Genomic DNA, 24,628 nt, shown 5'->3' with positions numbered 1-24,628 from the left:
TCTCCTTCGTTTATGAAAATAATGCGGGCTGCGGCTAGAAGCCGTTGCGCAAATAGCCGAACATGGTGTCCAGGTAGCGATCGAACGGTTCGGCATTGCCGCCGTCCGCTGCCCGCTGGCCAGGAAGCAGCACGTTCAGGCTGCCGTCGAGCACCGGCATGACGGCGCCGTAGATCATGCCGGCGAGAAGATGGGTGTATCCGGCAGGGTAACGCTCGGGAGAGAATTCGTTCAACGTTTCCTGGGCCGCAATTTGCAAACGCCGGAACGCGCTCAGAATGTAAGGCTCGAGCGCCTTGCTCTGCTTGGACAGCTCTACGAGCTGACGCAATTTCAAGAGATGCTCTCCCGTCAGCTGGAGCTTCAGGAGCCGGTATAAAATATCGAGCGGAGAAACGTTCTCCCGCTGCTCGTCGATCCAAATTCGTACCTCTTCGGAGCCTTTGAAGCTGACGGCCGCCGTTGCTACCGCTTCTTCCTTGCAGGAGAAGTGATTGGCGAACGTCCGTCTGGAATAGCCGGCTCTCTGCGCGATATCGTCGACGACGAAGCCGTCCAAGCTGCGCTCTTGCGCAAGCTCGAACGCCGCATCGGCGAGGGCGTGCGCGGTCGCTTCCCGTTTCTTGTCACGCAAGCTTTGTTTGTCCATTGTCGGCGCTTCTGCGTTCACCTTTTCTTCTATGACATATAAAACCTGTGAATCGGATTGCATGGACTGCACGGTACTTGAAGCTTTCACTCTTATATTATTGCCCATTGGGCAATGATGCACAATGGGCAACGTTTTACGATATTGTGACCAAAGGAATACATGGCTGACTTTAATCGCCAGGTAAACTCCCCCAATCCCACGCGAATCATTCATCGGAGCGGACCGCGGTCCTGTAAATGGGAGTGCTCAAGTCGGACATGATTATAAGGAGATCCAAAGCTTCGTTCTACTTATACGTACAACTGTCTAGAAAATACATTGCTTATACGTACAAGTGATACTATAATGGGCAATTGAGAAGAGTCTAAAATGGGCAATTGAGAAGAGTCTAAGGAGCTGACAAGATGAGCGGAAACGAGATCGAATGCAGGAAAGAGCGCACCAAGTGGTTTCTGGAGGATCGGTTTGGGATGTTCATCCATTGGGGATTGTACGCGATCCCGGCTCGCGGCGAATGGGTCCGGAGCGTCGAGCATATCAGCAGCGAAGACTATCAAGTCTACTTCGACGAATTTAATCCCGATCGTTACGACGCGAGAGAATGGGCCAGAACGGCCAAAGCGGCAGGGATGAAATACGCGGTCTTGACCGCGAAGCATCATGACGGATTTTGCTTGTTCGACAGCAAGCTGACGGACTATAAGTCGACGAATACGCAATCGGGCCGCGACCTCGTTCGTGAATTCGTAGACGCTTTCCGCGCGGAAGGGTTGAAGGTAGGCCTCTACTACTCCTTGCTGGACTGGCATCACCCGGATTATCCGGCATTCGGCGATCTTATTCATCCGATGCGCGCCAACGAGAATTATCGCCGGGATCCGGCTCGTTTCGAGCATTATCTCGACTACATGCACGGACAAGTGCGCGAGCTGCTGACGAACTACGGCAAGCTGGACATCATGTGGTTCGACTTCTCGTATGAAAATTTGAAAGGCGAAGCTTGGCGCGCGACGGAACTCATGGAGATGATCCGATCGATTCAGCCGCATTTGATTATCGATAATCGACTGGAGGCGAGCGGCGAAGAAGGCGGGTCGATCTACACGAACAACCCAAGCCCGTACGCCGGCGATTTTGCTTCGCCGGAACAGATCATTCCGCCGAATGGCGTGACGGACGCAGCCGGCAATTCGATTCCATGGGAAGCCTGCATGACGCTGAATAACAACTGGGGCTACGCATCCACGGACCGCACCTACAAGTCGGCGAAGACCGTCATTCGCAAATTAGTCGAGTGCGTCAGCAAGAACGGGAATCTGCTGCTCAACGTCGGGCCTGACGCCAAGGGCGAAATGCCGCGCAAAACGCTCGAGGTGCTGGAGCAGGTCGGCGACTGGATGACGCAAAACGGCGACAGCATCTACGGATGCGGCCAAGCCGATTTCCCCAAGCCGGAATGGGGCCGCTATACGCAGAAAGGCAACAAGCTGTTCGCGCATGTATTCGAGGACAGCGTGGGCCCGGTCAATCTGGTCGGCCTGGCGGATAAAGTGCGTTACGCGAGATTGCTTGCGGACGGTTCGGAGGTCAGCTCGACCAGACCGTGGAACGCCAAGATGTATCCGAACGATGCGTTCATCAACTTCGCTTCGCCGGAGCATTTCTCATGGCCGCTGCCGGACGAGCGCGACACGGTTGTCGAGGTTACGCTGAAGAGCGTCGAGGGTTAACAGGGGCAGGTTAGCCGGCTCGGGCGTATGTTGATGCGGGCAAAGAGGTGCACCCCGTGCACTGCATTGGTGGGAAGACGGCCCATGCGGTCAAAGAGGCGTACCTCGTGCGCAACTTTGGCGGAAGACGGCTCATGCAAGCAAACTACCTTGTCAAAACTCAGTCAACCCACGTGCTAACGCAACTGTGTATCGCTATTTGGTCCCAAAAGGGACATTTTAAAATCGTAACGATTCTCACGCATGCTATTGGCGCCCCGAGCGCCACTAATTGCTCTTCGCGGCGTGAATAGCGCTTCTGACGCTCGTTAGAGTTCTAAACAAGCCATTTTCGAGGAAATAGGCGTTGTCACGTTCGTTAGCGTTTCGGCGGCCCGAGGGACGACGGAGTTGGATCGCGTTGGTTTAATTTCGGACCATTGCAGGCGTGCCGAACGGTTGGCGTTGACCTTTCGGCGGGCGCACGGATTGACAGCCTGCCACGCTGCCGAACGCAACCGGAATTCGCAACAAACAGCCGCCAATCGGCACAGTTTGAGCGGCACTCGCACAACCCAGCCGATTGCGACCGGCAGCCGCATCCGACATAGTTCGGCGCAGCAACCGGCCGTGCCCCGGCGCAGCAACCGGCCGCACTCTCGCGCAGCAACCGGCCACGCTCCGGCGCAGCAACCGGCCACGCTCTCGCGCAGCAACCGGCCGCGCTCTCGCGCAGCAACCGGTCAAGTTCTCGCGCAGCGACCGGCCGCGCTCCGTCGCAGCAACCGGCCGCGCTCTCGCGCAGCAGCCGGCCGCGTTCTCGCGCAGCAACCGGCCACGCTCTCGTACGCCGGCACCAAGAACCTTCGCTCCCACATTCCACGTGGAAGCGAAGGTTCTTTCTTTTCGTCCGCAGCCGGGCCGTACAGGATCCCTCGGCCGCGCGAGGTTTAACATCAGGTGCAAAAAGTGATAATTTAGAGGATACCGGTATATTCAGGCAGGAGAAAGGAAGAGCAATCATGGTTCAGTCCTATTGCAAGGTGCTCATCGTCGACGATGAGCTGTTAGCCCGGCAGGGCATCAAGCATCTGTTCGATTGGGAGAGCGAAGGGTTCATGGTCGTCGGCGAAGCGGCTAACGGCAAGGAGGCTTTGGCCCTGATCCAATCGCTGCAGCCGCATATCGTCATTACGGACATCGTCATGCCGGTCATGGACGGCGAAGAGCTGTCCCGCCATATTAAGGCGGGTTATCCGGACATCGAGATCGTCGTGCTGAGCAGCTTCAGCGAATTCGAATACGTTCGTTCGACGTTCCAAAGCGGCGCGGCGGATTATATCCTCAAGCCAAAGCTGGATGCCGGCCATCTGCTGGCGATTTTGAAGAAAATCGCCGCCGGCATACCGTCGTTGCAAGGCTTAGGCAACTCGAACGCGTGCGAGAGATCGCTTCGAGCCGTACTCGATAAGCTGATCGCAGGCTATGCCCTGAACGAAGAAGACGAAGCCGTCAGCAAGGAACGGTTTCCGTACGCTTCCTACGCGCTGCTCGCGCTCGAGCGAGAGGAGACGAGCGGGCGGCGAGACCGGCTTGGGCCTGCATCGTCCATGCCGATCTCCGGTTCGCTATTACCCGACACGTCAGTGACCGCCTCGCAAGCGCCGGCTTCTCCATTGCCCATGCATGCCGCGCAGATGCTCGGCTGGGCCGAATCCAGGCTGCGCTCGCTCCCGAAGGGCGCGCCGGTCGTCTTCTCTTCCGAACTTCCGCAGGACGACGGACTTGTCCGGCTGCTGCTCAATTTCGACGAGTCCTATGAAGCTCCGTTAATAGCGCTTGTCAAACAGCTGGGGGAGGAGCTCGAGACGCATGACATGCCGCTGTTCGCCGCGCTCAGCCCGACCTTTCGCCAGATAACCGAATTAACTAAAGCCTATCATGCCGAAGTGCCCAAGCTGCTGGAAAGCCGGTTTTTCCACCCCCATGGACGCATGTTCATGGAGACCGAGAGCGAGACCGGGTACGACGGCGAGCCGGTTCCTTTCGATGTGACGGCCTTCAACCGGGAGTTGAACGAGCAGTCGTTTGCCCATGCGTTCGGCCGCCTGCGGCTGTTCCTGGCCGCGCTGCCCGCCACGCCGCGCATGAGCATCCAGGAATGCAAATCCTTCCTCGGTCATCAGGTCTTCGCGATTATCCTCGCGCTGCTGCGGTTTGAATACCCGGCCGCCAAGCTGGATGAACGAAAATACGATTACTTCCGAAGCATCCATGAGGCGAAGCATGTCGACGAGGCGGAGGGCGTTCTGCTGCGGTTTTTGGAAGAAGCCGAGGCTTGCGTCGCGGATCGCAGCCGGCCTTCCGGAAGCCAGTCGATGCACAAGCTGCTGACATATATTCAGGAGCATTATGCCGAGCCGCTGAGCCTCGCCGACATGGCGGCCCATTTTCACTTTAACCCGTCTTATCTATCCAATTATTTCGCCTCCCATAATAAGGAGGGCTTCAGCGAACACGTCAATCGCGTGCGAATCGAGAAAGCGTGCGAGCTGTTGCGAAACGGCGATATGACGATATCCGAAGTCAGCAGCCAGGTGGGCTATTCGGATCACAGCTATTTTACGAAAGTATTCCGCAAGCTGAAAGGAATCTCCCCAAGCCAGTATCGGCGGAACGCGCAGGATGGAAGGGACGCCAGATGAAGCTCGCATGGAGGCAAGGAACGCAGTCCAGCTTGTTCGGCAAAATCTTCGTCGTGATGGTCATAAGCACCATCGCCGTCGCCGCCACGACGTCCTGGATGACGGTGAAAGTATCGCAGAATCTGTTCCTGAACACGTTCAGCATTACGAATTCCAAAATCATCCAACAAATCAAACGGAACTTCGAGACGTTCAACTACTCCGTCGTCACGGCATCCAATGATGTCATGCAGAGCGGGACGATCAAGAACTTCCTGACGGAGACGAGCGGCGGCTCGCTGGCCGACGTGCAAGCTTACTACAAGATGAAAGAGCAGATGAAGCATATTCTGAACGGCTTGGATCTTAGCGATGTCGGGACCGTCGTTCTCGGAATGGGAGATCGGAGTTATTTCAGCGACCGCAATTACTGGCTTTCCTCCGCAGCGAGCCTGCAAAGCAATGCGATTACCGCGTTGACGGTGAACGAAGCGCCGAGACTCTCCTATCATTTTCTCCGCGACGAGAAGGGAACGGCGGGCGATCCGCTTATCGTGGCGACGCGCGCGCTCTTGTCCCGTTCCACGAAGGAGATGTACGGGCAGCTGTATTTTATGATTCGGGAGCATGACTTTCAGCAATTCTATTCGAATTTCACGAGCACGGGCAACGACGTCATCATCATGGACCGGACGGGGCTGATCATCTCCAGCAACCGCCAGGGGCTGATCGGGCAGCGTTCCGGGGATATGCTCGCGCGCGCGGAGGAGATCGAGAAGAAGCAGCTGAAGTCGAGCTCGATCAAGAACGAGACGGCCGACGTGCTCATGCTGTCGGAGTACCTGCCTGCCTGCGACTTCTACATCGTGAATCTCGTCGATAAGAAGCTGATCAATAAGATGCTGCCGGTGACGTGGATCACCTTGATTTGCGCGGCGATCATATCGGCGGCGCTGCTGGCGTTGTTCCTCATTACCCGCAGGCTGACCCGGTCGCTGCGCATGCTTGTCAGGCAAATGTCGAGCGTAACGAAGCGCAACTTCCATAATTACATCGCCATCACCGGCAGCTACGAGACGAGGGAGCTCGGAACGGCCTTTAACTATATGCTCGACGAGCTGAACAATTATATCTTGCAGCTCGTCGCGACGCAGCGGGAGCAGCGCAATGCCGAGCTTGCCGCGCTGCAGCGGCAGATCAATCCGCATTTCCTGTACAATACGCTCGCATCCGTTAATTTCCTCGTGCAGCGCGGCGATAATGCGAAAGCGACGGAGACGATGCATGCGTTGATATCGCTGCTGCAGAACTCCATCAGCAACGTCGAGGAGACGATCTCCGTCGAGCAGGAGGTCCTCAATCTGAAGCATTACGCGTTCATCAACCAGGTTCGCTACGGAACCGGCATCGCGGTCGATTATTTCATCTCGCCGGATTGCCTGGAGGCCCGGCTTCCGAAGCTGATTCTGCAGCCTTTCATGGAAAATGCCTTCTTTCACGGCTTCAAGGAGAGAAGTGCCGGCTATATCTATGTCATCATCTCGCGCGAAGGCGATACGCTGCGCTGCGAGGTCGTAGACAATGGCGACGGCATGGACCTCGATGGCGAAGAGGACAAGCTGCCGGATTCGAACCGCAACCGCCATCTGTTCACCGGCATCGGAATCCGCAACGTGCATGCCCGCATTCTGCTCCTCTACGGCAAGGATTTCGGTACGACCATTCAGAGCCGCCCCGGAGAAGGAACGCGGGTGACGGTCCGGCTGCCGTTTCGCGTCGAGGAACCACCGGCCGGCTGAGGTCGCAGCGAAGGCCAATGCAAAAAAAACGGAGGCCAAGGCTAAACGAAGCTAAAACGAAAGGCAGTGCTGGATCTAACGCTAATGCAAGGGCCGATCCAAATCTTTCCAAGGGCCGTGGCAGAAAAGAATGCCATGGCTAAGTCGGATTTTAATGGTAAGCCAAAGCCAAAGATAATACCAAACCAAGAAAAAGTACCAGCTCCCTCGTTTGCTCCCTTCCGAAACTCGCAAGAATAAGACCAATCTATCTCAAATTCGTCATAACGTGCGGGTTAAAGGGAATGATAAGCTTTGGTTACGCAAAGCAAGCAAACGCTTTCGCATCACGAACAAGGGGGATTTAACGTTGAAAAAGCTGATGTTTATCATGATCGCGGCGGTACTCGTACTGACCGCATGCGGCAGTAAATCGAACAACGCGAACGACACCGCCGGCAATAACGGCAATACCGCGGGCGGCAGCAAAGAAGTGACGGTCTGGGCATGGGATCCGAACTTCAACATCGCGGCCATGAAGCTGGCCAAGGATGCTTATGCGACCGAGAATCCGGACGTCAAGGTAAATATCATCGAATACGCGCAAGCGGATATCATTCAGAAGCTGAACACCGGCCTGAACTCGGGCACGACAAGCGGCCTGCCGAACGTCGTCCTGATCGAAGACTATCGGGCGCAAAGCTTCCTGAAGGCTTACCCGGACAGCTTCTACAAAATGTCCGATCTGATCAAGTCGAGCGACTTCGCGGATTACAAAATCGCCTCCACGAGCCTTGACGGCGTTCAGTACGGCGTGCCTTTCGATTCCGGCGTAACGGGTCTCTACGTTCGTACGGATTACTTGAAAGACGCGGGCTATTCCGTAGCGGACATTACGAACGTGGACTGGGACAAGTTCATCGAGATCGGCAAAGCGGTAAAAGCGAAAACCGGCAAATTCATGCTGACGCAGGACCCGAACGATCTGGGCCTCATCCGCATGATGATTCAATCCGCAGGCTCGTGGTACCTGAAGTCCGACGGCACGACGCCGGATCTGAAGGATAACGCGGCGCTGAAGGATGCGCTCACGACGTACAAGAAGCTGATGACGGCCGATATCGTCAAAGTCACGTCCGACTGGAGCCAATTCCTGGCCGGCTTCAACAGCGGCGACGTCGCATCGGTTCCGACGGGCAACTGGATTTCGCCTTCCGTGAAGGCCGAAGCGAGCCAATCCGGCAAATGGGCCGTCGTTCCGATGCCGAAGCTGAAAAACACGGCAAGCTCCGTCAACGCATCCAACCTGGGCGGCAGCTCGTGGTATGTCCTTAATATCGACGGCAAAGAAGCGGCAGCCGAATTCCTCGCGAAAACGATGGGTTCCGACGTCGAGCTGTATCAGAAGATGGTTAAGCAAATCGGCGTCATCGGCACGTTGAAGACCGCGGCGGAAGGCGAAGCGTATAAAGCGGCGGACGAGTTCTTCGGCGGCCAAAAAACGGTTGCCGACTTCGCGGCTTGGACGCAGAAGATTCCGCAAGTCAACTACGGCATGCACACGTACGCGATCGAGGATATCCTGGTTCCCGAAGTGCAGAACTACATGAGCGGCTCGGACCTGGACAAGGTGCTTGCGAACGCGCAATCCCAAGCGGAGTCCCAGCTTAAATAGCAGTCTCCCGTGCAAGCATACCGTCCCTGGAGGACGGTATGCTTGCATCAGTCTGCTTGCGGATAAAGAGAGGAGTGGAGTGAATTGAGAAACGCATCTGTCGCGCGCAGCCGACTGCAACCCAGATGGACGGGCTGGCTGTTTATTTCCATAGCGGTACTATTGATCTGCGCCTTTTATTTCTACCCGATGATCCAAGCGCTTCTTCTCTCGTTCAAGACGGGGACGGGCGCACAGATTCATTACACGGGCTTCGATAATTACGAGCGGCTGTTCAGCGATAAAGTATTCAAGACCGCGCTGAAGAACACGTTCCTGTTCCTGATTATCCAGGTGCCGGTCATGATCGTGCTGGCCTTGTTTATATCCGTCCTGCTGAACGACAGCAAACTGAAGTTTAAAGGCTTCTTCCGGACGGCGATCTTCCTGCCTTGCGTCACCTCGCTGGTTGCGTATTCGGTCGTGTTCAAATATTTGTTCGGCAACGACGGACTGATCAACAAGCTTTTCCTCAACCTGCATCTCATTCACGACCCGATCCAATGGATCACGGACCCCTTCTGGGCGAAAATAACGATTATTATCGCGATTACTTGGCGCTGGACGGGCTACAACATGATTTTCTATTTGTCGGCTTTGCAGAACATCGATAATTCGATTTACGAGGCGGCCCGCATCGACGGCGCTTCGCCGATCAGGCAATTTTTCAAGATTACCGTGCCTTTGCTGAAACCGATCATTCTGTTCACGTCCATCACATCCACCATCGGCACGCTGCAGTTGTTCGATGAGGTCGTGAACATTACCAAGGGCGGACCGGGCAACGCGACGATGTCCATCTCCCAATATATCTATAACCTTTCGTTCAAATACACGCCGGATTTCGGCTATGCCGCGACCGTGTCGTATTCGATCGTCGTCTTGATAATTCTGCTTTCCTTCATTCAGTTCAAAGCGGCAGGTGATAGTAAATGAAGATGTTCAAACGATCTCCCATCTATATCTTCCTGATCATTGCGGCCGGCGTCTCGATCTTCCCGTTCCTGTGGATCATCTCCAGCGCGACGAACAAGTCGATCGACGTCTCCAACGGCAGATTGATGCCCGGATCGCATTTGCTCGATAATTTCCGCCATCTGACGGAGCAGGTCGAGCTTGGCCAAGCCATGTGGAACTCGGCGAAGATCTCGGTGACGACGACGATTCTTGCGCTCCTCATCGCGTCGCTCGCCGGCTACGGCTTCGAAATTTACCGCAGCAAGGCGAAGGATATCGTGTTCAATATCCTGCTCCTGTCGATGATGATTCCGTTCGCGGCGATCATGGTGCCGCTTTTCCAGATGTTCGCCAAATTCTCGGGCGTCCTGCCCGTGATCGGCGTGGATACGGCGGCTTCGGTTATCCTGCCGACCTTCACGACGGCGTTTCTTATCTTCTACTTCCGGCAAAGCTCGAAGATGTTCCCGAAGGATATGCTCGAGGCCGGCCGTATCGACGGCTTGTCGGAGCTCGGCTTGTTCTTCCGAATCTTCGTGCCGACGATGCGAACGAGCTACGCGGCCGGCGCGATCATCACGTTCATGTCCAGCTGGAACAACTATTTGTGGCCGCTCGTCGTGCTGCAGTCGCCGGAGAAACGGACGATTCCGCTGCTGATTTCGAATTTAGGCTCCAGCTATTCGCCGGATTACGGTATCATTATGACGGCGGTCTTGATCTCGACGCTGCCGACGGCGCTCGTGTTCTTCTTGATGCAGAAGCATTTCGTCGCCGGTATGGTGGGATCGATAAAATAATCGGGGAAAAAGGGCATGACCTGCGGTCGAATGGGGCTCCAATCGCTGTTGTAGTTCAGATTTCCTCGATTATATAAGTAACTATAGGTAGAAATCTGACTACAAAGGCGAACGCTGACGCTTTTCCACCTCCATTCGACCTCCGGTCACTTTTTCACCTCAAGAAGCAGCAAAAGGAGCGTTAACATCATGACAACGAAATCGCCGAGCATCGAATGGCTCAGCGATCCGGCCGTATTCCGCGTGAATCGGCTGGACGCCCATTCCGATCACCGGTACTACCGGACCGTGGAAGCGGCCAAAGCCAGTGCGCCGATGGACATGCGCCAGAGTCTGAACGGAAGCTGGAAATTCCACTATGCCTTGAACGCGCAGGCGCGGCCGGCGGCATTTTACGAGGAGTCTTTCGCCTGCGACGGGTGGAGCGATATCCAAGTGCCGGGCCACATCCAATTACAGGGCTTCGGCAGTCCGCAATACGTGAATACGATGTACCCCTGGGACGGCCTTGAAGACGTGAGACCTCCCCATATTCCGGAGCATAATCCCGTCGGGAGTTATGTGAAAACCTTCGACCTGCCTGCCACGATGACGGACTGGCCGGTCTATATTTCGTTCCAAGGCGTCGAATCGGCCTTCTATGTATGGCTGAACGGCGCATTCGTCGGTTACAGCGAAGACAGCTTTACGCCGGCGGAATTCGATCTATCGCCATACGTTCGGCCGGGGGCGAACAAGCTGGCGGTCGAGGTGTATCAGCGGAGCACCGGCAGCTGGCTGGAGGATCAGGATTTCTGGCGGTTCTCGGGGATCTTCCGCGAGGTCTACCTCTATACGGTGCCGAAGCTTCACGTCTGGGATCTGTCCGTTCGCGGCGAGTTGGACGACAAGTACGCGCAAGGTACGGTGAAGGTCGGACTGCGTTTGGGTTCGGGCGGACAGAAAAGCATCGGCGGGACGGGCCCTAAGTCCGCCGCGCGATTCGAGCTGTTGGACGCAGAGGGACGGACTGTCGCTGCTGGCCTGCATGATGTGATCGGCAGCGAGCTTGATATCGCGCTCGAAGCCGGACCAGTACAACTTTGGAGCGCGGAGCAGCCTTATTTGTACAAGCTGGCCATCTCGATCATCGGCGAGCAGGGGGAACTGATTGAAGCCATCGTGCAGCAGGTCGGCTTCCGCCGCTTCGAGATGATCGACAAGGTGATGTGCCTGAACGGCAAGCGGATCGTGTTCAAGGGCGTGAATCGCCACGAGTTCAACTGCCGCACCGGCCGCGCGATCGGCGAGGCGGACATGCTGCGTGATATTGCGATCATGAAGCAGAACAATATCAATGCGGTCCGCACGTCCCACTATCCGAACCAGACGTTATGGTACGAGCTGTGCGACGAATACGGCCTCTACGTCATCGACGAGATGAACCTGGAATCGCATGGGTCGTGGCAGAAAATGGGCGCCGTGGAACCGTCGTGGAACGTGCCGGGCAATCTGCCGGAGTGGGAACCGATCGTTATGGACCGCGCGATCTCGATGTTGGAGCGGGATAAGAACCATCCGTCGATCATCATCTGGTCTTGCGGGAACGAAGCGTATGCAGGGGAAGTCATCCTGAACGTATCGAACTATTTCCGTCTGGCCGATCCGAGCCGTCTCGTCCATTACGAGGGCGTCTTCCACAATCGGGCGTACAACGACACGAGCGACATGGAAAGCCGGATGTACGCGAAGCCTGCGGACATCGAGGCGTACTTGAACGAATCGCCCGAGAAGCCGTACATCAGCTGCGAATACATGCACGCGATGGGCAATTCCGTCGGCGGCATGCACAAATACACGGAGCTGGAGAATAAGTATCCGATGTATCAAGGCGGCTTCATCTGGGACTTTATCGATCAATCGCTCATGAAGAAGAATCGCTTCGGGCAGGAATATCTCGCTTACGGCGGGGATTTCGATGACCGTCCGACGGACTACAGCTTCTGCGGCAACGGCATCGTCTATGCCGATCGCGAAGTTACGCCGAAGATGCAGGAAGTGAAGTTCCTGTATCAGGACTATAAGCTTTTCCCGAACCGGGAAGGCGTAAAGATCGTGAACGAGAGCTTGTTCGCGGGAACGGAACATCTGTCGCTGGTCTATCGTCTGCTCCTAGGCGGACGGGAAATCTACCGCGGTCGTACCGATGCGGACGTGCCTGCGCAATCGGAAGCTTTCGTGCCGCTCACGCTTCCTGAAGGTAACTTGGCGCCAGGCGAATACGCCATCGAGACTTGTTTGGTCTTGAAGCAGGGAACGCCGTGGGCCTCGGCCGGACACGAGATCGCATTCGGACAAGAGGTATTCCGGATCGAGTCGTCTGCGGAACCGACTGTCCCGAGCGGCACGCTGCGCGTCGTCGAAGGCGACGTGAACATCGGCGTGAACGGCGACGGCTGGGCGGTCCTGTTCTCCAAGCAGGCGAAGTCGCTCGTATCGCTGCGCTACGGCGGCCGCGAGATGATCGCGGTACCTCCGGCTCCGCTGTTCTGGCGGGCAACGACGGACAACGACAAAGGGTACTCGCTCGGCTACGAAGCAGGCGTATGGTACGCGGCCAGCTTGGCCCGCAATTGCACCGGCATCGAGCTGCGCCAAGAAGAACATGCGGCGACCGTCGTCTTCGCGTACGAATTCCGTACTTGTCCGGGCGTGAAGGTAGAGATCGCCTATACCGTCTACGCCGACGGAAGCGTTCGGGTTCGTACCGACTATACCGGCGCTGCCGGCTTGCCGGAGCTGCCGATCCTCGCCGTCTCGTTCAAGACGAGCGCGGATTACGAGCATACGAACTGGTATGCGATGGGGCCGGAAGAGAATTACGCGGACCGCAAGCATGGCGCGCGTCTCGGCATGTTCGAGCGCCGCGTGAAGGAGCTTCCTTCCCGCTATCTCGTGCCGCAGGAATCGGGCAATCGTACGGGCGTAAGGCGCGTGACGCTGAGCAATCCGCAAGGGCTGGGGATGACGATCGACGCTTCGCTTAACCCCGTGGAATGCAACATCTCGCCGTATACGGCCTTCGAGCTCGAGCACGCGGCGCATGCCTGGGAGCTGCCGGATGCGCACTATACGGTCGTCACCGTAGCCGGCTGTCAAATGGGCGTCGGCGGCGACGACAGCTGGGGCGCGCCGGTGCATCCGGAATACCGCATCCCGTCGAACGGAAATCTGTCGTTCGCGTTTACATTAAAGCCGCACGCGAAGTAGCGGTGCAGGCAGGCATAAGGCCGTCCCCAAAGTCGTTCCCAAGTAGTCACCAAAGTCAGTCACCAAACGAGTCCTCAAAGTCGCACTCAAAGTCTCACTCAAAGTCGCACTCAAAGTCGCACTCAAAGTCGTCCCCGAAGCCGTCCCCGAAGCCGTCCCCAAAGTCGTTCTAGACTTGGGGACGGGGCTTTTTTGCATGGCTTAAGGCAGGGACGGGCAGCGGAGACAGCGAATGTAAGGAGGTCAATATGTAATCGCATTCAGAGCAAGCCGCGAACAAACAAGGAGGATTCCGCTTCATGATGCACATCTACGATTTGCGCGTCGAGTATCGCAATAATCCGCTCGGCATCGACGAGCGGGCGCCCCGTTTTTCCTGGAAGGTCGCCGCAGGCGTCCGGGGCTGGAACCAATCTGCCTGCCGCATCGTCGTCGGACGCACGCCGGAGTCGGTCGAGCAAGGCGCCGGCGAGGCCTGGGACAGCGGACGGACGAGCCATGCCGGCATCGGCCCGGTTATCTACGCCGGCGAGCCGCTTCTCACGGGCTGCCGTTATTATTGGAAGGTCAAGGTATGGGACGAATCGTGGACTGAGAGCGAGTGGAGCGAGACGGCCCAGTGGGAAATGGGGCTGCTGCTTTCCGAGGACTGGCAGGGCGGTTGGATCGGTTATGCCGGCGAACCCGCAGGGGACAAGCGCGAAGCGCCGGCACCGCTGCTGCGTACCGAATTCCGCATCGATCGCGCCGTCGCGAAGGCGCGTCTCTACGTCAGCGCGCTGGGTTACGCCGAGTTGTCGCTGAACGGGCGCAAGATCGGCGACCGTTTGCTGGATCCGGCGCTGACGGACTATAGCAAGCGATCCCTGTACGCGACTCATGACGTGACGGAGCTGCTTGCCGTCGGCGAGCATTGCTTGGGAGCGGAGCTCGGACGGGGCTTCTACGGCATCAAGACGCCGAACGTCTGGGAATGGGAGAAGGCGCCGTGGAACGGCGAACCCAAGCTGCTCCTTCAGCTGAACGTCGAATATGAGGATGGCGGCACGTTCAGCCTCGTCAGCGATGACGGCTGGCGGGCGAACGTCGGTCCGACCTTGTCCGATTCTCTCTACTGCGGGGAGACGTACGATGCCCGGCTGGAGCTGACAGGCTGGAATCGACACGGCTTCGACGCCGCCGGCTGGCATTCGGTCGAGACGATTCCGCGCGACGCCAGGCAGCTGCAGGCGCAGACGATGCCTCCGATCCGGGTCATCGAAGAGATTCGGCCCGTCTCGATCGCGAAGAACGAAGCGAATCACGACATCGTCGATTTCGGCCGCATGCTGGCAGGCAACGTCCGTATTCGGGTCCAGGGTCCGGCAGGCACGACCGTTCGCATCTCTTACGGGGAGACGCTGGCGGATAACGGCGCGGTGAACGTGCAGCAGGATTACATTCACGACCGGATTCAGACCGATACCTATATTCTAAGCGGAGACGGGGAAGAAACCTGGTCGCCGTCATTCAGCTACAAGGGCTTCCGTTACGTTGAGCTCGAAGGCTGGCCGGGCGTTCCATCCGCGGACGGCGTGACGGCGCTGGCGATTCGGACGGACCTGGAGCTTACGGGAGGCTTCCGCAGCTCCAGCGACTTGTTCAACGACATCTACAAAGCGACGGTCACGACCTTCATGAACAACGCGCACGGCATTCCCACGGACACCCCGGTGTACGAGAAGAACGGCTGGACGGGCGACGCGCAGCTGCTGTCGGAATCGACGTTCCTATTCGCCGACATCCAGACGTTCTGGGAGAAATGGTCGACGGATCTCGCCGACAGCCAGGGCGAAGATGGCTTCTTCCCGCTGATCGTCCCGTCCCCGGGCTGGGGTCAGATGCACTCGCCCGAATGGCAGTGCTCCCGCGTATTCGTGCCGATGGCGATCTATCGGCATTCCGGCGACGAACGCTTGCTGCGCCGTCACTACGCCGGCATGCGCGCGTACGCCGAAGCCGAGATCCTGACGCTGACCGAAGACGGGCTGTCTTCGAGCGTGCTCGGGGACTGGGTGCCGCCATGGTCGAAGGAGTGGACGCCGCCGGAGGGGGCGCAGGTCACTTCGTCGGCTTACGTGTACCGCATTCTTCGGACGATGGCGGATATCGCCCGCATCATCGGCGAGGAGCGGGATGCGGAGCGATACGACGGGCATGCGGAAGCGATCCGGGATGCGATCAATCGCGTTTGCTTCCGTCCTGAACCCGGCATCTACGAAACGGATCGCGACGCAGGTTACAGGCAGGTATCGTCGATACTGCCGCTGGCCTTCGGCATTACGGAAAATTCCGACGTGCCTGCCGTACTCGCCAATCTGGTGGAGGATGTCGCCGTCACGCGGGATGGCCATCTGAATACGGGCATCCTGGGAACCAAGTTCCTGCTGCCGCTGTTGACCGCGCACGGCTTCGGCGAGCTGGCCTTCCGGGTCGCGGACAACCGTACCTATCCGGGCTGGGGCTTCTGGTTCGAGAACGGGGCGAATTCGCTGTGGGAGATGTGGGAGCTGAATGCGCGGTCGCGCAATCACTACATGTTCGGCACGATCGTCGATTGGTTCATGGGCGACCTGGCCGGCATCAAACCGGATGAGCCCGCATACCGCCGGTTTACGGTTCGCCCGTTCATGGCCGAAGGCTTGAGCTTCGCCGAAGGCAAGGTAAGCACGGTATACGGCGAACTGGCTTCCGCCTGGGAGCGAACGGCGGACGGATATACCCATACGCTGACGGTACCGAGCAATACGAACGCGAGCGTTCGTTTCTTCGCCGGACGGCATGCCATCTCGGAGAACGGCGTGCCGATCGACGAAGTGGACGGCGTCGTATCGGTCGAGGCTGACGATCGGGCGACGATGGCCGTGCTGGGCAGCGGGACGTACAGCTTCACGGTCCTTAACGCCTAACGGAATCAGGCGAACGGACTGAAACGGTTCAATCCAATGCGGTTCCCGCATCTCTGCGGAAACGCAACAACAGGCAGCCGACCATAGTCGGCTGCCTGTTTCCATAGAGGTACGTTCCCCCCGCGCGATCGCCCGACGATTAACGATGAGCCGGCCAGGCGCCCTGCATTTTGCGGGTTTGAATGATTTGGCCCGTATGATAAGCATCGTGCAGGAAGATGTCCAGCAGATTGCTCTCGAGCGCGTTGGCAGCCAGCGCTTCGGCAGTAGTATCGCTTAGCAGCTGTCTCAAACGAAGCTGGACGCGATCGGCGCGAGCAACGACTTTCGCCCATGCTTCATCATCGTTTGACGGTTCCGTCAGATAGAAGGTTTCGTCGCCGACGGGACTGTGCGTCCATTCGCAGCCTTCCATGCCGGCGACCAGCCTTTCTTTATAATAAATGAGATGGTTCACGTTCTCCCAGATCGATTTGGCTGCTTCTCCGTCTGGCCTCCAGCTTGCTTGTTCCGCCGTGATGCCTCCGATCGCGTCTTTCAGCGGAGCAAACCAATTTTCTCGATCGTAAGTCGAATCCAACACGTTCAGAAGCAGGTCAACGCGGTTCATATCCATTCCTCCTTGATTTGTAAGGCCTGTCTGTAGAGATTCGATGCCTGCATGCAATGTCCTCCAGCGCCAGCGGACGAGGCGTACCGCGAAGAAGCCGTACCCGCTAGCTGACGGGTACGGCTTCTTCCGATTGTTCGAGGCGGCTCCGTTTGAACGGTTACATGCCGGGATAACGTCCGCCGAACGCATGCGGGCTTACGGCATCGATTCGGGCTCATTCTCGAGTTTGTCAGAAAAAGGGGAAACAAGGGCGTTTATGGAATACCTACTCATCAACTTAAGCGAGGTGCCGCATGCCGAGAATCAAGGACGCCAAATGGATGTATACGATATTTCCGAAGCTGGTCGTCGCTTTTCTGCTGCTCGTAACGCCATTGTACGGCATCGGTCTGATCATCAATAAACAAGGGGAGACCAGCGTTCGGAGCGAGGTATCCGATTCGCTTCAATCCCGGGTGAAATTTTACGTGAACTCGCTGGAAACGGAGAAGGCGCATATGCTGGGGCTGCTGGACCAACTGGCGGTCGATAAGAACCTGAGCCACTTAACGTTCGTGGGCCAATTCATGAAGATCAACGAATGGTCGGAATCCGTGCTGGCGCTCGAGAACAAGCTCCAGATGATCAAAGCCTCCAGCATCTATATCAAGTCCGTCGAGGCTCACATGCTGACGCAGAACCGGACGATTTCGACGGAAGCTTCCATAACGGACAACCGCTTGTCAGATGAGTATGAAGCCATCGCTCCCAATTACAGTTCGCCGAACCGCGCGTTCATCTCTTGGAAGGACCGGCTGTTTCTGAGCCTGCCGTTCCCGACTTCGGCGAAGAAGGTCCCGCCTTCCTTCGCCATTCAATTGGAACTGAATCTAACGACGCTGCGGGACGCGCTCGATCATTTTACCGATTACGAGAACTCGGGCGCCATGTTCATTAATCTGCGGCAGGGCTGGGTGGTGGATAATCTCGGCGATGAGCCTCAGCTGCCCTACGTGAAGGATTACTTAGCCCGCCAGGCCGCCGACGCATCGGAGGGGACGGTAAGTCTGAGGATGGACGGCAAGCCATTTTTGGTCTCGTACAAATACTCGGAGGAATTGGACAGCTATCTGGTCGTCTACGTGCCGCAGGAGCAGCTGTTCGGCAAGATCGACAATTACAAAGAGCTGCTGTGGCTGTTGTCTCTCTTATCCATCGTCATCATCCTGATTTATTCGTCTTGGATCTATCGCATGATTCACCGGCCGCTCAATAAATTGATCCGCAACTTCCGCAAGCTGGAGGAGGGGCAGTGGGAGCATATCCGCATGCCGCGCAGCCGAGACGAATTTACCGATTTGATGCACCACTACAACGCGATGGTCGACAGGCTGAAGGTCATGTTCCATGAGGTGGTCGAGCAGAAGACCAGGGCGCAGGCCTCGGAGCTGAAGCAGCTGCAATCGCAGATCAACCCGCATTTTCTGTACAACACGTATTTCATCCTGTACCGCTTGGCGAAGGCGGGACAGATCGATACGCTGATCCGGTTCTGCCAGTATCTTGGGGAGTATTTTCAGTACATTACGCGAAGCGGCGCCGATCAGGTGGAGCTGGAGAGCGAGATCAAGCATGCCCAGACCTATGTCGAAATTCAAAATATCCGGTTCTTTAATCGCATCGACGTCGATTTCGCGCCGCTTCCGGACAGCTGGCGGCAGGTGACCGTGCCTCGGCTGATCGTGCAGCCCGTCATCGAGAATGCGTATAAGCACGGCCTCGAGAAGAAGCGCGCGAATTGCCGGATCGCCATCGATTTCAAGCAGGACGGCAAGCGTCTCTTCATGACCGTCGAGGATAACGGCGAATCGCTGCGGGACGAAGATCTGGCACGGCTGCAGCGGGATCTGTCGGATCGTGAGCACCCGCCCCTCGAGCTAACCGGCTTGTTGAACATCCATCGCAGGCTTCAGATCATGTTCGGCGATACGGCGGGCATCGAGGTCGCTCGGGGACCGATGGGAGGGCTACAGGTGAAGATCTGCATGGAAGCCGCGCTGGCCAATCCGCATTCGAATTCAAATCCACATTCAAATGCGATGCCGCATTCGAATCATGACAAGGAGGATGAAGATGTACCGGCTATTGATCGTTGACGACGAACCTATCATTGTTGAAGGCCTCTTCGATCTCTTCCAGGCTTACGGCGCGTTTCCTTTGGAAGTATACCGTGCCTACGACGGGGAAGAAGCGTACGAGATCGCCCGGCGGATGCGCATCGACATCCTGCTCACGGACATCGAGATGCCCGGCTTGAACGGCATCGAGCTTAACCGCAGCGTCCATCGGCTGTGGCCGGATTGTCGGACGGTTTTCTTGAGCGGCTATATTGATTTCGGCTATGTGCAAGCCTCGTTGCGCGGAGGCGCGCTGGACTATGTACTGAAGACCGAGGGCGACGAAGCCATCATCGCCGTCGTAGAGAAAGCGATTCACCAGATCAACGAACAGCTGCAGGTCGAGCAGTTGATCGCGAACGCCGAGAAGCAGGTATCCGCGGCCCAACCGCTCCTTCGCAAGGAATATCTGCTGGAGCTGCTGTCCGGAGAACAGTCGACGGAAGCCTCGCGCCGGCAGCAATTCGCCGCCCTTCATATTCCGCTGCAGGCGGACCAGCCTGTATTCCTGGTTGCCGGCCGCATCGATTACTGGCGCAATGGCATCCAGCAGAAGGACAAGACGCTGTATACGTATTCCGTGAACAATATTTTCGAAGAGTTCGTCTCGCACAGCTACCATATCGTGCATCTTCCCTATGCGTCCGACCGGATGCTGTGGCTCGTACAGCTGCGGAGGTCGAATGCGGATAACGGGGACGCCATGGATGCCGGGCATGCCTGCCGATATTTGCTCGAAACGATGGAGTCGATCCAATCCGCCTGCGCCAGCTATCTGTCCTTGTCCTGTTCGTTCGTGGTGAGCAGCCAAGCCTATGGATGGGATGCAATTCCCGCGAGATTCGAGCGGATCTCGCTGCTCTTCAGCCGGGGCTTGGGGCTGGGGAACGAAATGATCCTCTCCGACCAGCATTTATTGTCGGGGGAAAGCCGGCAGGAGCGAACGAAAGTGAAACGGATCCATCTGCTGGGCCAGTATTTGGAACGCAAGGAACCGGATAAGTTCTATGCGCTGTACGACGAGATCATGCACGAGACCGTCGACCAGCCCTCGGTTCAGTCGGGCGCCGCGCTGGAGATCTTCTATTCGCTCACGGCGATCTTTATCGCGTACCTGAACGAGAGGGACCTGCTGCAGCGGGTATCGAGCGAGATCAACGTCAATCCGCTGTTATCCTTCCAGGAGCATGCCTCCCTGCGGGACATGTCCGCCTACTTCCGCAAGCTGGCCGAGAAATTATTCGAGCAGGGCAAGGACGAGAATGCGCAAATTACGAATGAAGTGGTCCGGCTCGTGCGATCGTATATCGGCGATCACCTCTCGAAGGATCTTTCATTGGAAAGGCTGGCGCAAGTGGTGCATCTGGCGCCGTTCTATCTGTCGCGCTTGTACAAGCAGCAAACCGGGCAGACCATCTCGGATTATATCGGCGAGATCAAGATCGCCCGCGCCAAGCAGCTGCTGACCCATTCGGCCATGAAAATCCACGAGGTCGGCTCGGAGATCGGATACGACACCTCTTCCTACTTTACGCGCTTCTTCAAAAATGCGACCACGTTTACGCCGCAGGAATTCCGGGACATGCAAAAGTAGACATGGGAAGATAAGGGAAGTTATGAGAATCCTGTATCGTGGCCATTCGGCGGGCTCTTATAATTGGAATTGAAAGAAAGCGCTTTATCTATATAAGGGAGGTTCACGATCGAATGCGGAAGAAACCAGTCAAGACGCTGACAGTCGGTATTCTGACCACGTTGTTGTTGGCATCGGCATGCTCGAACGGCAACAACGGCAGCAATGGCAATACCGGAAATACGGGCAATACCGGCAGCAAATCAGATACGCCGGCGGTTTCCGGCAACGCGGGCGCGGACGCGAACGCGAACAAGCCGGCTTCGGGCATGGAAGAGGGGCCGTTCGGCAAATACGATCCGCCGATCACGATGACCACCGTTCGCTCGCTTCCAGACGTGGAAGAGTACCGCAAGGGAGAATCGCTCGATGACAATCTCTGGACGAAAGACTTCTCGTCGATCCTGGGCATTAACGTCGTCAACAAATGGAAAGTGAACAATAAACAATACAACAACAAAATCACGGTATCCATGATCTCCGGGGACATGCCGGACTTCTATCAAGTCGACAGCAAGCAGCTCCAACAGATCGTCGATGCGGGGCAAGCGGCCGATTTGACGGAGATCTACGAGAAATACGCGTCGGACGTGACGAAGCAGTCGTTCGAAGAGTTCGGCGGCATCAAGCTGCAGGGCGCCACGTTCGACGGCAAGCTCATGGCGCTGCCGCTCAACGGCGGGATGCCGGGCGCGGCGCAGATGATCTGGATTCGCGCGGACTGGTTGAAGAACCTGGGCCTGGAGCCGCCGAAGACGATGGACGACGTCAACAAAATCGCCTTGGCCTTCACGAAGGACGATCCCGATCAGAACGGCAAGAACGATACGATCGGCCTCAACCTGATGAAGGACTTGTTCGGCGGCTGGGCAGGGATCGACGGGTACCTGAACGGCTATCATGCGTATGCCTTTAATCCGGCGAACGCCTCGGGCACCGAGCTCATTATTCGCAAGGACGCGGACGGCAAGCCGATCCTTGGCGATACGCTGCCGGAAGTCAAAACCGCTCTGGGCCACCTGCGCGATCTCTACGCGGCGGGCGCGATCAACAAGGAATTCAGCGTGCTCGACCCGAGCAAAGCCGGCGATCTGGCAACCACGAGCAAAGTCGGGATGTCGTACGGCGAGTTCTGGGTCGGAACCTGGCCGATCAACAACATGAAGAAAGAAGATCCGAAGGTCGATTGGAAGCCGTATCCGATCGTCTCCTCCGATGACCAGCCGGTTCATCCGACAGGACGGGGCGACGTTCCGACGAGCTTCATCGTGGTCAACAAGAATTCCAAGCATCCGGAAGCGGCGATGAAGATCCTCAACTACTTCCATGAGAAGGTCAGCGGACCGAACAAGGACGAAGCGTATCACCAGGTTAAGGAAGGGGACAAAAACTACCAAGTGTTCGGCTTGTCTCCGATCGTCGGACCCGGCTTCAGCAATACGAACCAGACGGACAACGATCTGATCCAGGACGCGCTCAAGACGGGCGACGAGTCCAAGCTGACGCCTTCCGCCATGGTTTATTACAAAGGCATTAAAGAGTACCAGGCCGGCAACATGGAAATGTGGTTCTGGAACGCGCTCTTCGGCCCGGGCGGCGCTTACTCGATCACCAACGACTACGATAAGAATTCCCCGCCGGTCACGAGCGAGTACCTCGGCCAGCCGACGCTCTCGATGGTCAGCAAGGGGCCGATCCTAAGAGACTTGGAGATCAAAGTGTTCACGGAGATCATCAACGGAACGCGGCCATTGGACGATTTCGACACGGCCTTCGTCGCGGAATGGAATAAGCAGGGCGGACAGGATATTTTGAAGGAAATCGCGGAAAGCGGCAGATTGAAATAATACGGGTTAAAGTCAGCCGGGGATAGAGGGCTCTCTATCCCTTTCTTATGAGGAGGAGCAGCAATGGGCAAGAAGAATTGGCGATTGGAACGGCCGCTTCACCTCATGATCCTGCCGGGACTCCTGTTCGTGCTGATCTTCAGCTATGCGCCGATGGCGGGGCTGATCATTGCCTTTCAGGACTTTATTCCGACCAAAGGGATGTTCGGCTCGCATTGGGTCGGCTTGGAGCATTTCAAGTATGTCTACGGACTGCCGCAAACACGGGCCGTCGTCGCGAATACGCTCTTTATCTCTTTCATGAAGATCGTCGCAGGGCTGGTCGTTCCGATCACGACGGCCATCCTGCTCAATGAAATCCGCAAGCAGTTTTTCAAACGCGCCATTCAAACGGTCATCTATTTGCCGCATTTCTTGTCCTGGGTCATTCTTAGCGGCATCCTCATCGATATCCTGTCTCCGAGCAGCGGGATTCTGAATCAAGGCCTGGGCTTCTTGTTCGGCGCCAAACCGATCTTTTTCCTCGGCGACCAAAGCTGGTTTCCGTATGTCATGGTGACGACCGACGTATGGAAGGAATTCGGGTTCGGCACGATCATCTATCTGGCCGCCTTGACGTCGATTAATCCGATGCTGTACGAAGCGGCCGTCATCGACGGCGCGAATCGTTGGAAGCAAACGCTGCATATTACGATTCCCGGCATGTTCCCCGTCATTGTCCTCATGATGACGCTTGCCATCGGCAATATCCTCAATGCGGGATTCGATCAAATTTTCAATATGTACAATCCTTCCGTCTACGAGACGGGCGATATTCTGGATACGTACGTGTATCGGCTCGCGTTCGTGAACGCGCAGTTAAGCGTCGCGACGGCCGTCGGCCTATTCAAATCCATTATTTCGTTCCTGCTGATCTCGCTGTCTTATATCATCGCGTACAGATTTGCCAACTATCGTATTTTCTAGCCTGCGGATAGGAGAATGCTGTCATGGTCCAGCACAAGTCGGCTTTACAACGAACGGTTTATGTTGGCATATACTGCCTGCTTACGCTCGTAGCGCTGGTATGTATTCTGCCGTTGATTAACGTTCTCGCGCTGTCGTTCAGCTCCAACGATGCGATTCAAGCGGATAAAGTTACTTTCTGGCCGGTCGAGTTCTCGACCAAGGCGTACCACTTCGTCGCCCAAAAGAAAGCGTTCCTCTTATCCATCTGGGTGTCCATCCAGCGGGTCGGGCTGGGCTTGCTGATCAACATGGTGCTCACCGTGCTCGTCGCGTATCCGTTGTCCAAGGAATCGTCGCATTTCCGCCTGCGGACGCTCTATGCTTGGGTCTTCGTCTTTACGATGCTGTTCTCCGGCGGACTCGTTCCGACTTATCTCATCGTGAAGAACCTGGGCATGCTCGACACCTTGTGGGCGCTCGTGCTGCCGGGTGCCGTGCCGATCTTCAACGTGATTCTCATGCTGAATTTCTTCCGGGCGCTGCCCAAGGAATTGATGGAGGCCTCGTTCATCGACGGCTGCGGACATTGGAAGCTGCTGTGGAAGGTCATCCTGCCATTGTCGACGCCTTCGATCGCGACGGTGGGCTTGTTCACGATCGTCGGACATTGGAACGAATGGTTCGCCGGCATTATTTATATGAACGATTCGATCCATTACCCGCTGGCCAGTTACTTGCAGACGATCGTCGTGAACCTGGATATTTCGAAGATCGCCAACATTGACGACGCGACTTATCTCCAAAGCTTGAACGACCGGGCCGTTCGCGCGGCGCAAATCTTCCTGGGCGCGCTGCCGATCTTCTGCGTGTATCCGTTCCTGCAGCGGTACTTCATGTCGGGTATCGTGCTTGGGAGCGTGAAGGAGTAGAACCGACGGAT

Annotated in this window: 15 protein-coding genes; 13 read left to right on the top strand and 2 right to left on the bottom strand. The window is 56.7% G+C overall.

Annotation, left to right across the window (positions count from 1 at the left end):
- Positions 1-34: 34 nt before the first annotated feature.
- Positions 35-649 carry a TetR/AcrR family transcriptional regulator gene (locus GT003_RS28070; protein WP_161704256.1) on the bottom strand — a complete coding sequence of 205 codons (615 nt, stop codon included), beginning with the start codon at positions 647-649 and terminating at the stop codon, positions 35-37.
- A gap of 407 nt (positions 650-1,056) precedes the next feature.
- On the opposite strand from GT003_RS28070, the gene GT003_RS28065 reads away from it, so the two are divergent.
- From GT003_RS28065 to GT003_RS28030, 8 genes are all read left to right on the top strand, one after another.
- A complete protein-coding gene (locus tag GT003_RS28065; protein ID WP_161704254.1) occupies positions 1,057-2,382 on the top strand; it encodes an alpha-L-fucosidase in 1,326 nt (441 codons plus the stop codon).
- 1,001 nt (positions 2,383-3,383) lie between these two features.
- The gene (locus GT003_RS28060; protein WP_161704252.1) at positions 3,384-5,066 is read left to right on the top strand and encodes a response regulator transcription factor; all 1,683 of its coding nucleotides are present in this window, start codon (positions 3,384-3,386) and stop codon (positions 5,064-5,066) included.
- Complete coding sequence (locus tag GT003_RS28055) at positions 5,063-6,844, top strand: cache domain-containing sensor histidine kinase (RefSeq protein WP_161704251.1); 1,782 nt, start codon at positions 5,063-5,065, stop codon at positions 6,842-6,844. The genes GT003_RS28060 and GT003_RS28055 overlap by 4 nt, the downstream gene beginning before the upstream one ends.
- Before the next feature lie 349 nt (positions 6,845-7,193).
- Complete coding sequence (locus GT003_RS28050) at positions 7,194-8,498, top strand: ABC transporter substrate-binding protein (protein ID WP_161704249.1); 1,305 nt, start codon at positions 7,194-7,196, stop codon at positions 8,496-8,498.
- Between the two features lie 84 nt (positions 8,499-8,582).
- Complete coding sequence (locus GT003_RS28045) at positions 8,583-9,473, top strand: carbohydrate ABC transporter permease (protein ID WP_161704248.1); 891 nt, start codon at positions 8,583-8,585, stop codon at positions 9,471-9,473.
- Complete coding sequence (locus GT003_RS28040; RefSeq protein WP_161704247.1) at positions 9,470-10,294, top strand: carbohydrate ABC transporter permease; 825 nt, start codon at positions 9,470-9,472, stop codon at positions 10,292-10,294. Before GT003_RS28045 ends, GT003_RS28040 begins: the two co-directional genes overlap by 4 nt.
- A gap of 189 nt (positions 10,295-10,483) precedes the next feature.
- A complete protein-coding gene (gene lacZ, locus GT003_RS28035; RefSeq protein WP_161704246.1) occupies positions 10,484-13,543 on the top strand; it encodes a beta-galactosidase, LacZ type in 3,060 nt (1,019 codons plus the stop codon).
- Positions 13,544-13,842: 299 nt separating this feature from the next.
- Positions 13,843-16,491 carry a family 78 glycoside hydrolase catalytic domain gene (locus tag GT003_RS28030; protein WP_161704245.1) on the top strand — a complete coding sequence of 883 codons (2,649 nt, stop codon included), beginning with the start codon at positions 13,843-13,845 and terminating at the stop codon, positions 16,489-16,491.
- Between the two features lie 139 nt (positions 16,492-16,630).
- Here the strand turns inward: GT003_RS28030 and GT003_RS28025 are convergent, their stop codons facing one another.
- The gene (locus GT003_RS28025; protein ID WP_161704244.1) at positions 16,631-17,101 is read right to left on the bottom strand and encodes a DinB family protein; all 471 of its coding nucleotides are present in this window, start codon (positions 17,099-17,101) and stop codon (positions 16,631-16,633) included.
- A 296-nt stretch (positions 17,102-17,397) separates the two neighbouring features.
- On the opposite strand from GT003_RS28025, the gene GT003_RS28020 reads away from it, so the two are divergent.
- The 5 genes from GT003_RS28020 (at position 17,398) to GT003_RS28000 (ending at position 24,617) form a co-directional block, all read left to right on the top strand.
- Positions 17,398-19,239, top strand: a complete 1,842-nt coding sequence (locus tag GT003_RS28020; protein WP_161704243.1) for a sensor histidine kinase — start codon at positions 17,398-17,400, stop codon at positions 19,237-19,239.
- Positions 19,217-20,854, top strand: a complete 1,638-nt coding sequence (locus tag GT003_RS28015; protein ID WP_161704242.1) for a response regulator — start codon at positions 19,217-19,219, stop codon at positions 20,852-20,854. The genes GT003_RS28020 and GT003_RS28015 overlap by 23 nt, the downstream gene beginning before the upstream one ends.
- 113 nt (positions 20,855-20,967) lie before the next feature.
- A complete protein-coding gene (locus GT003_RS28010; protein WP_161704241.1) occupies positions 20,968-22,740 on the top strand; it encodes an extracellular solute-binding protein in 1,773 nt (590 codons plus the stop codon).
- Between the two features lie 63 nt (positions 22,741-22,803).
- Positions 22,804-23,706: an ABC transporter permease gene (locus GT003_RS28005; RefSeq protein WP_161704240.1), complete on the top strand. Its 903-nt coding sequence runs from the start codon at positions 22,804-22,806 to the stop codon at positions 23,704-23,706.
- A 23-nt stretch (positions 23,707-23,729) separates the two neighbouring features.
- Entirely contained in the window at positions 23,730-24,617 is an 888-nt protein-coding gene (locus tag GT003_RS28000; RefSeq protein WP_161704239.1) for a carbohydrate ABC transporter permease, read from the top strand.
- Positions 24,618-24,628: the final 11 nt, after the last annotated feature.

Source organism: Paenibacillus sacheonensis, assembly GCF_009909195.1.
GTDB classification, from domain to species: domain Bacteria; phylum Bacillota; class Bacilli; order Paenibacillales; family Paenibacillaceae; genus Paenibacillus_Z; species Paenibacillus_Z sacheonensis.
This window is presented reverse-complemented; position numbering and strand designations above follow the sequence as displayed.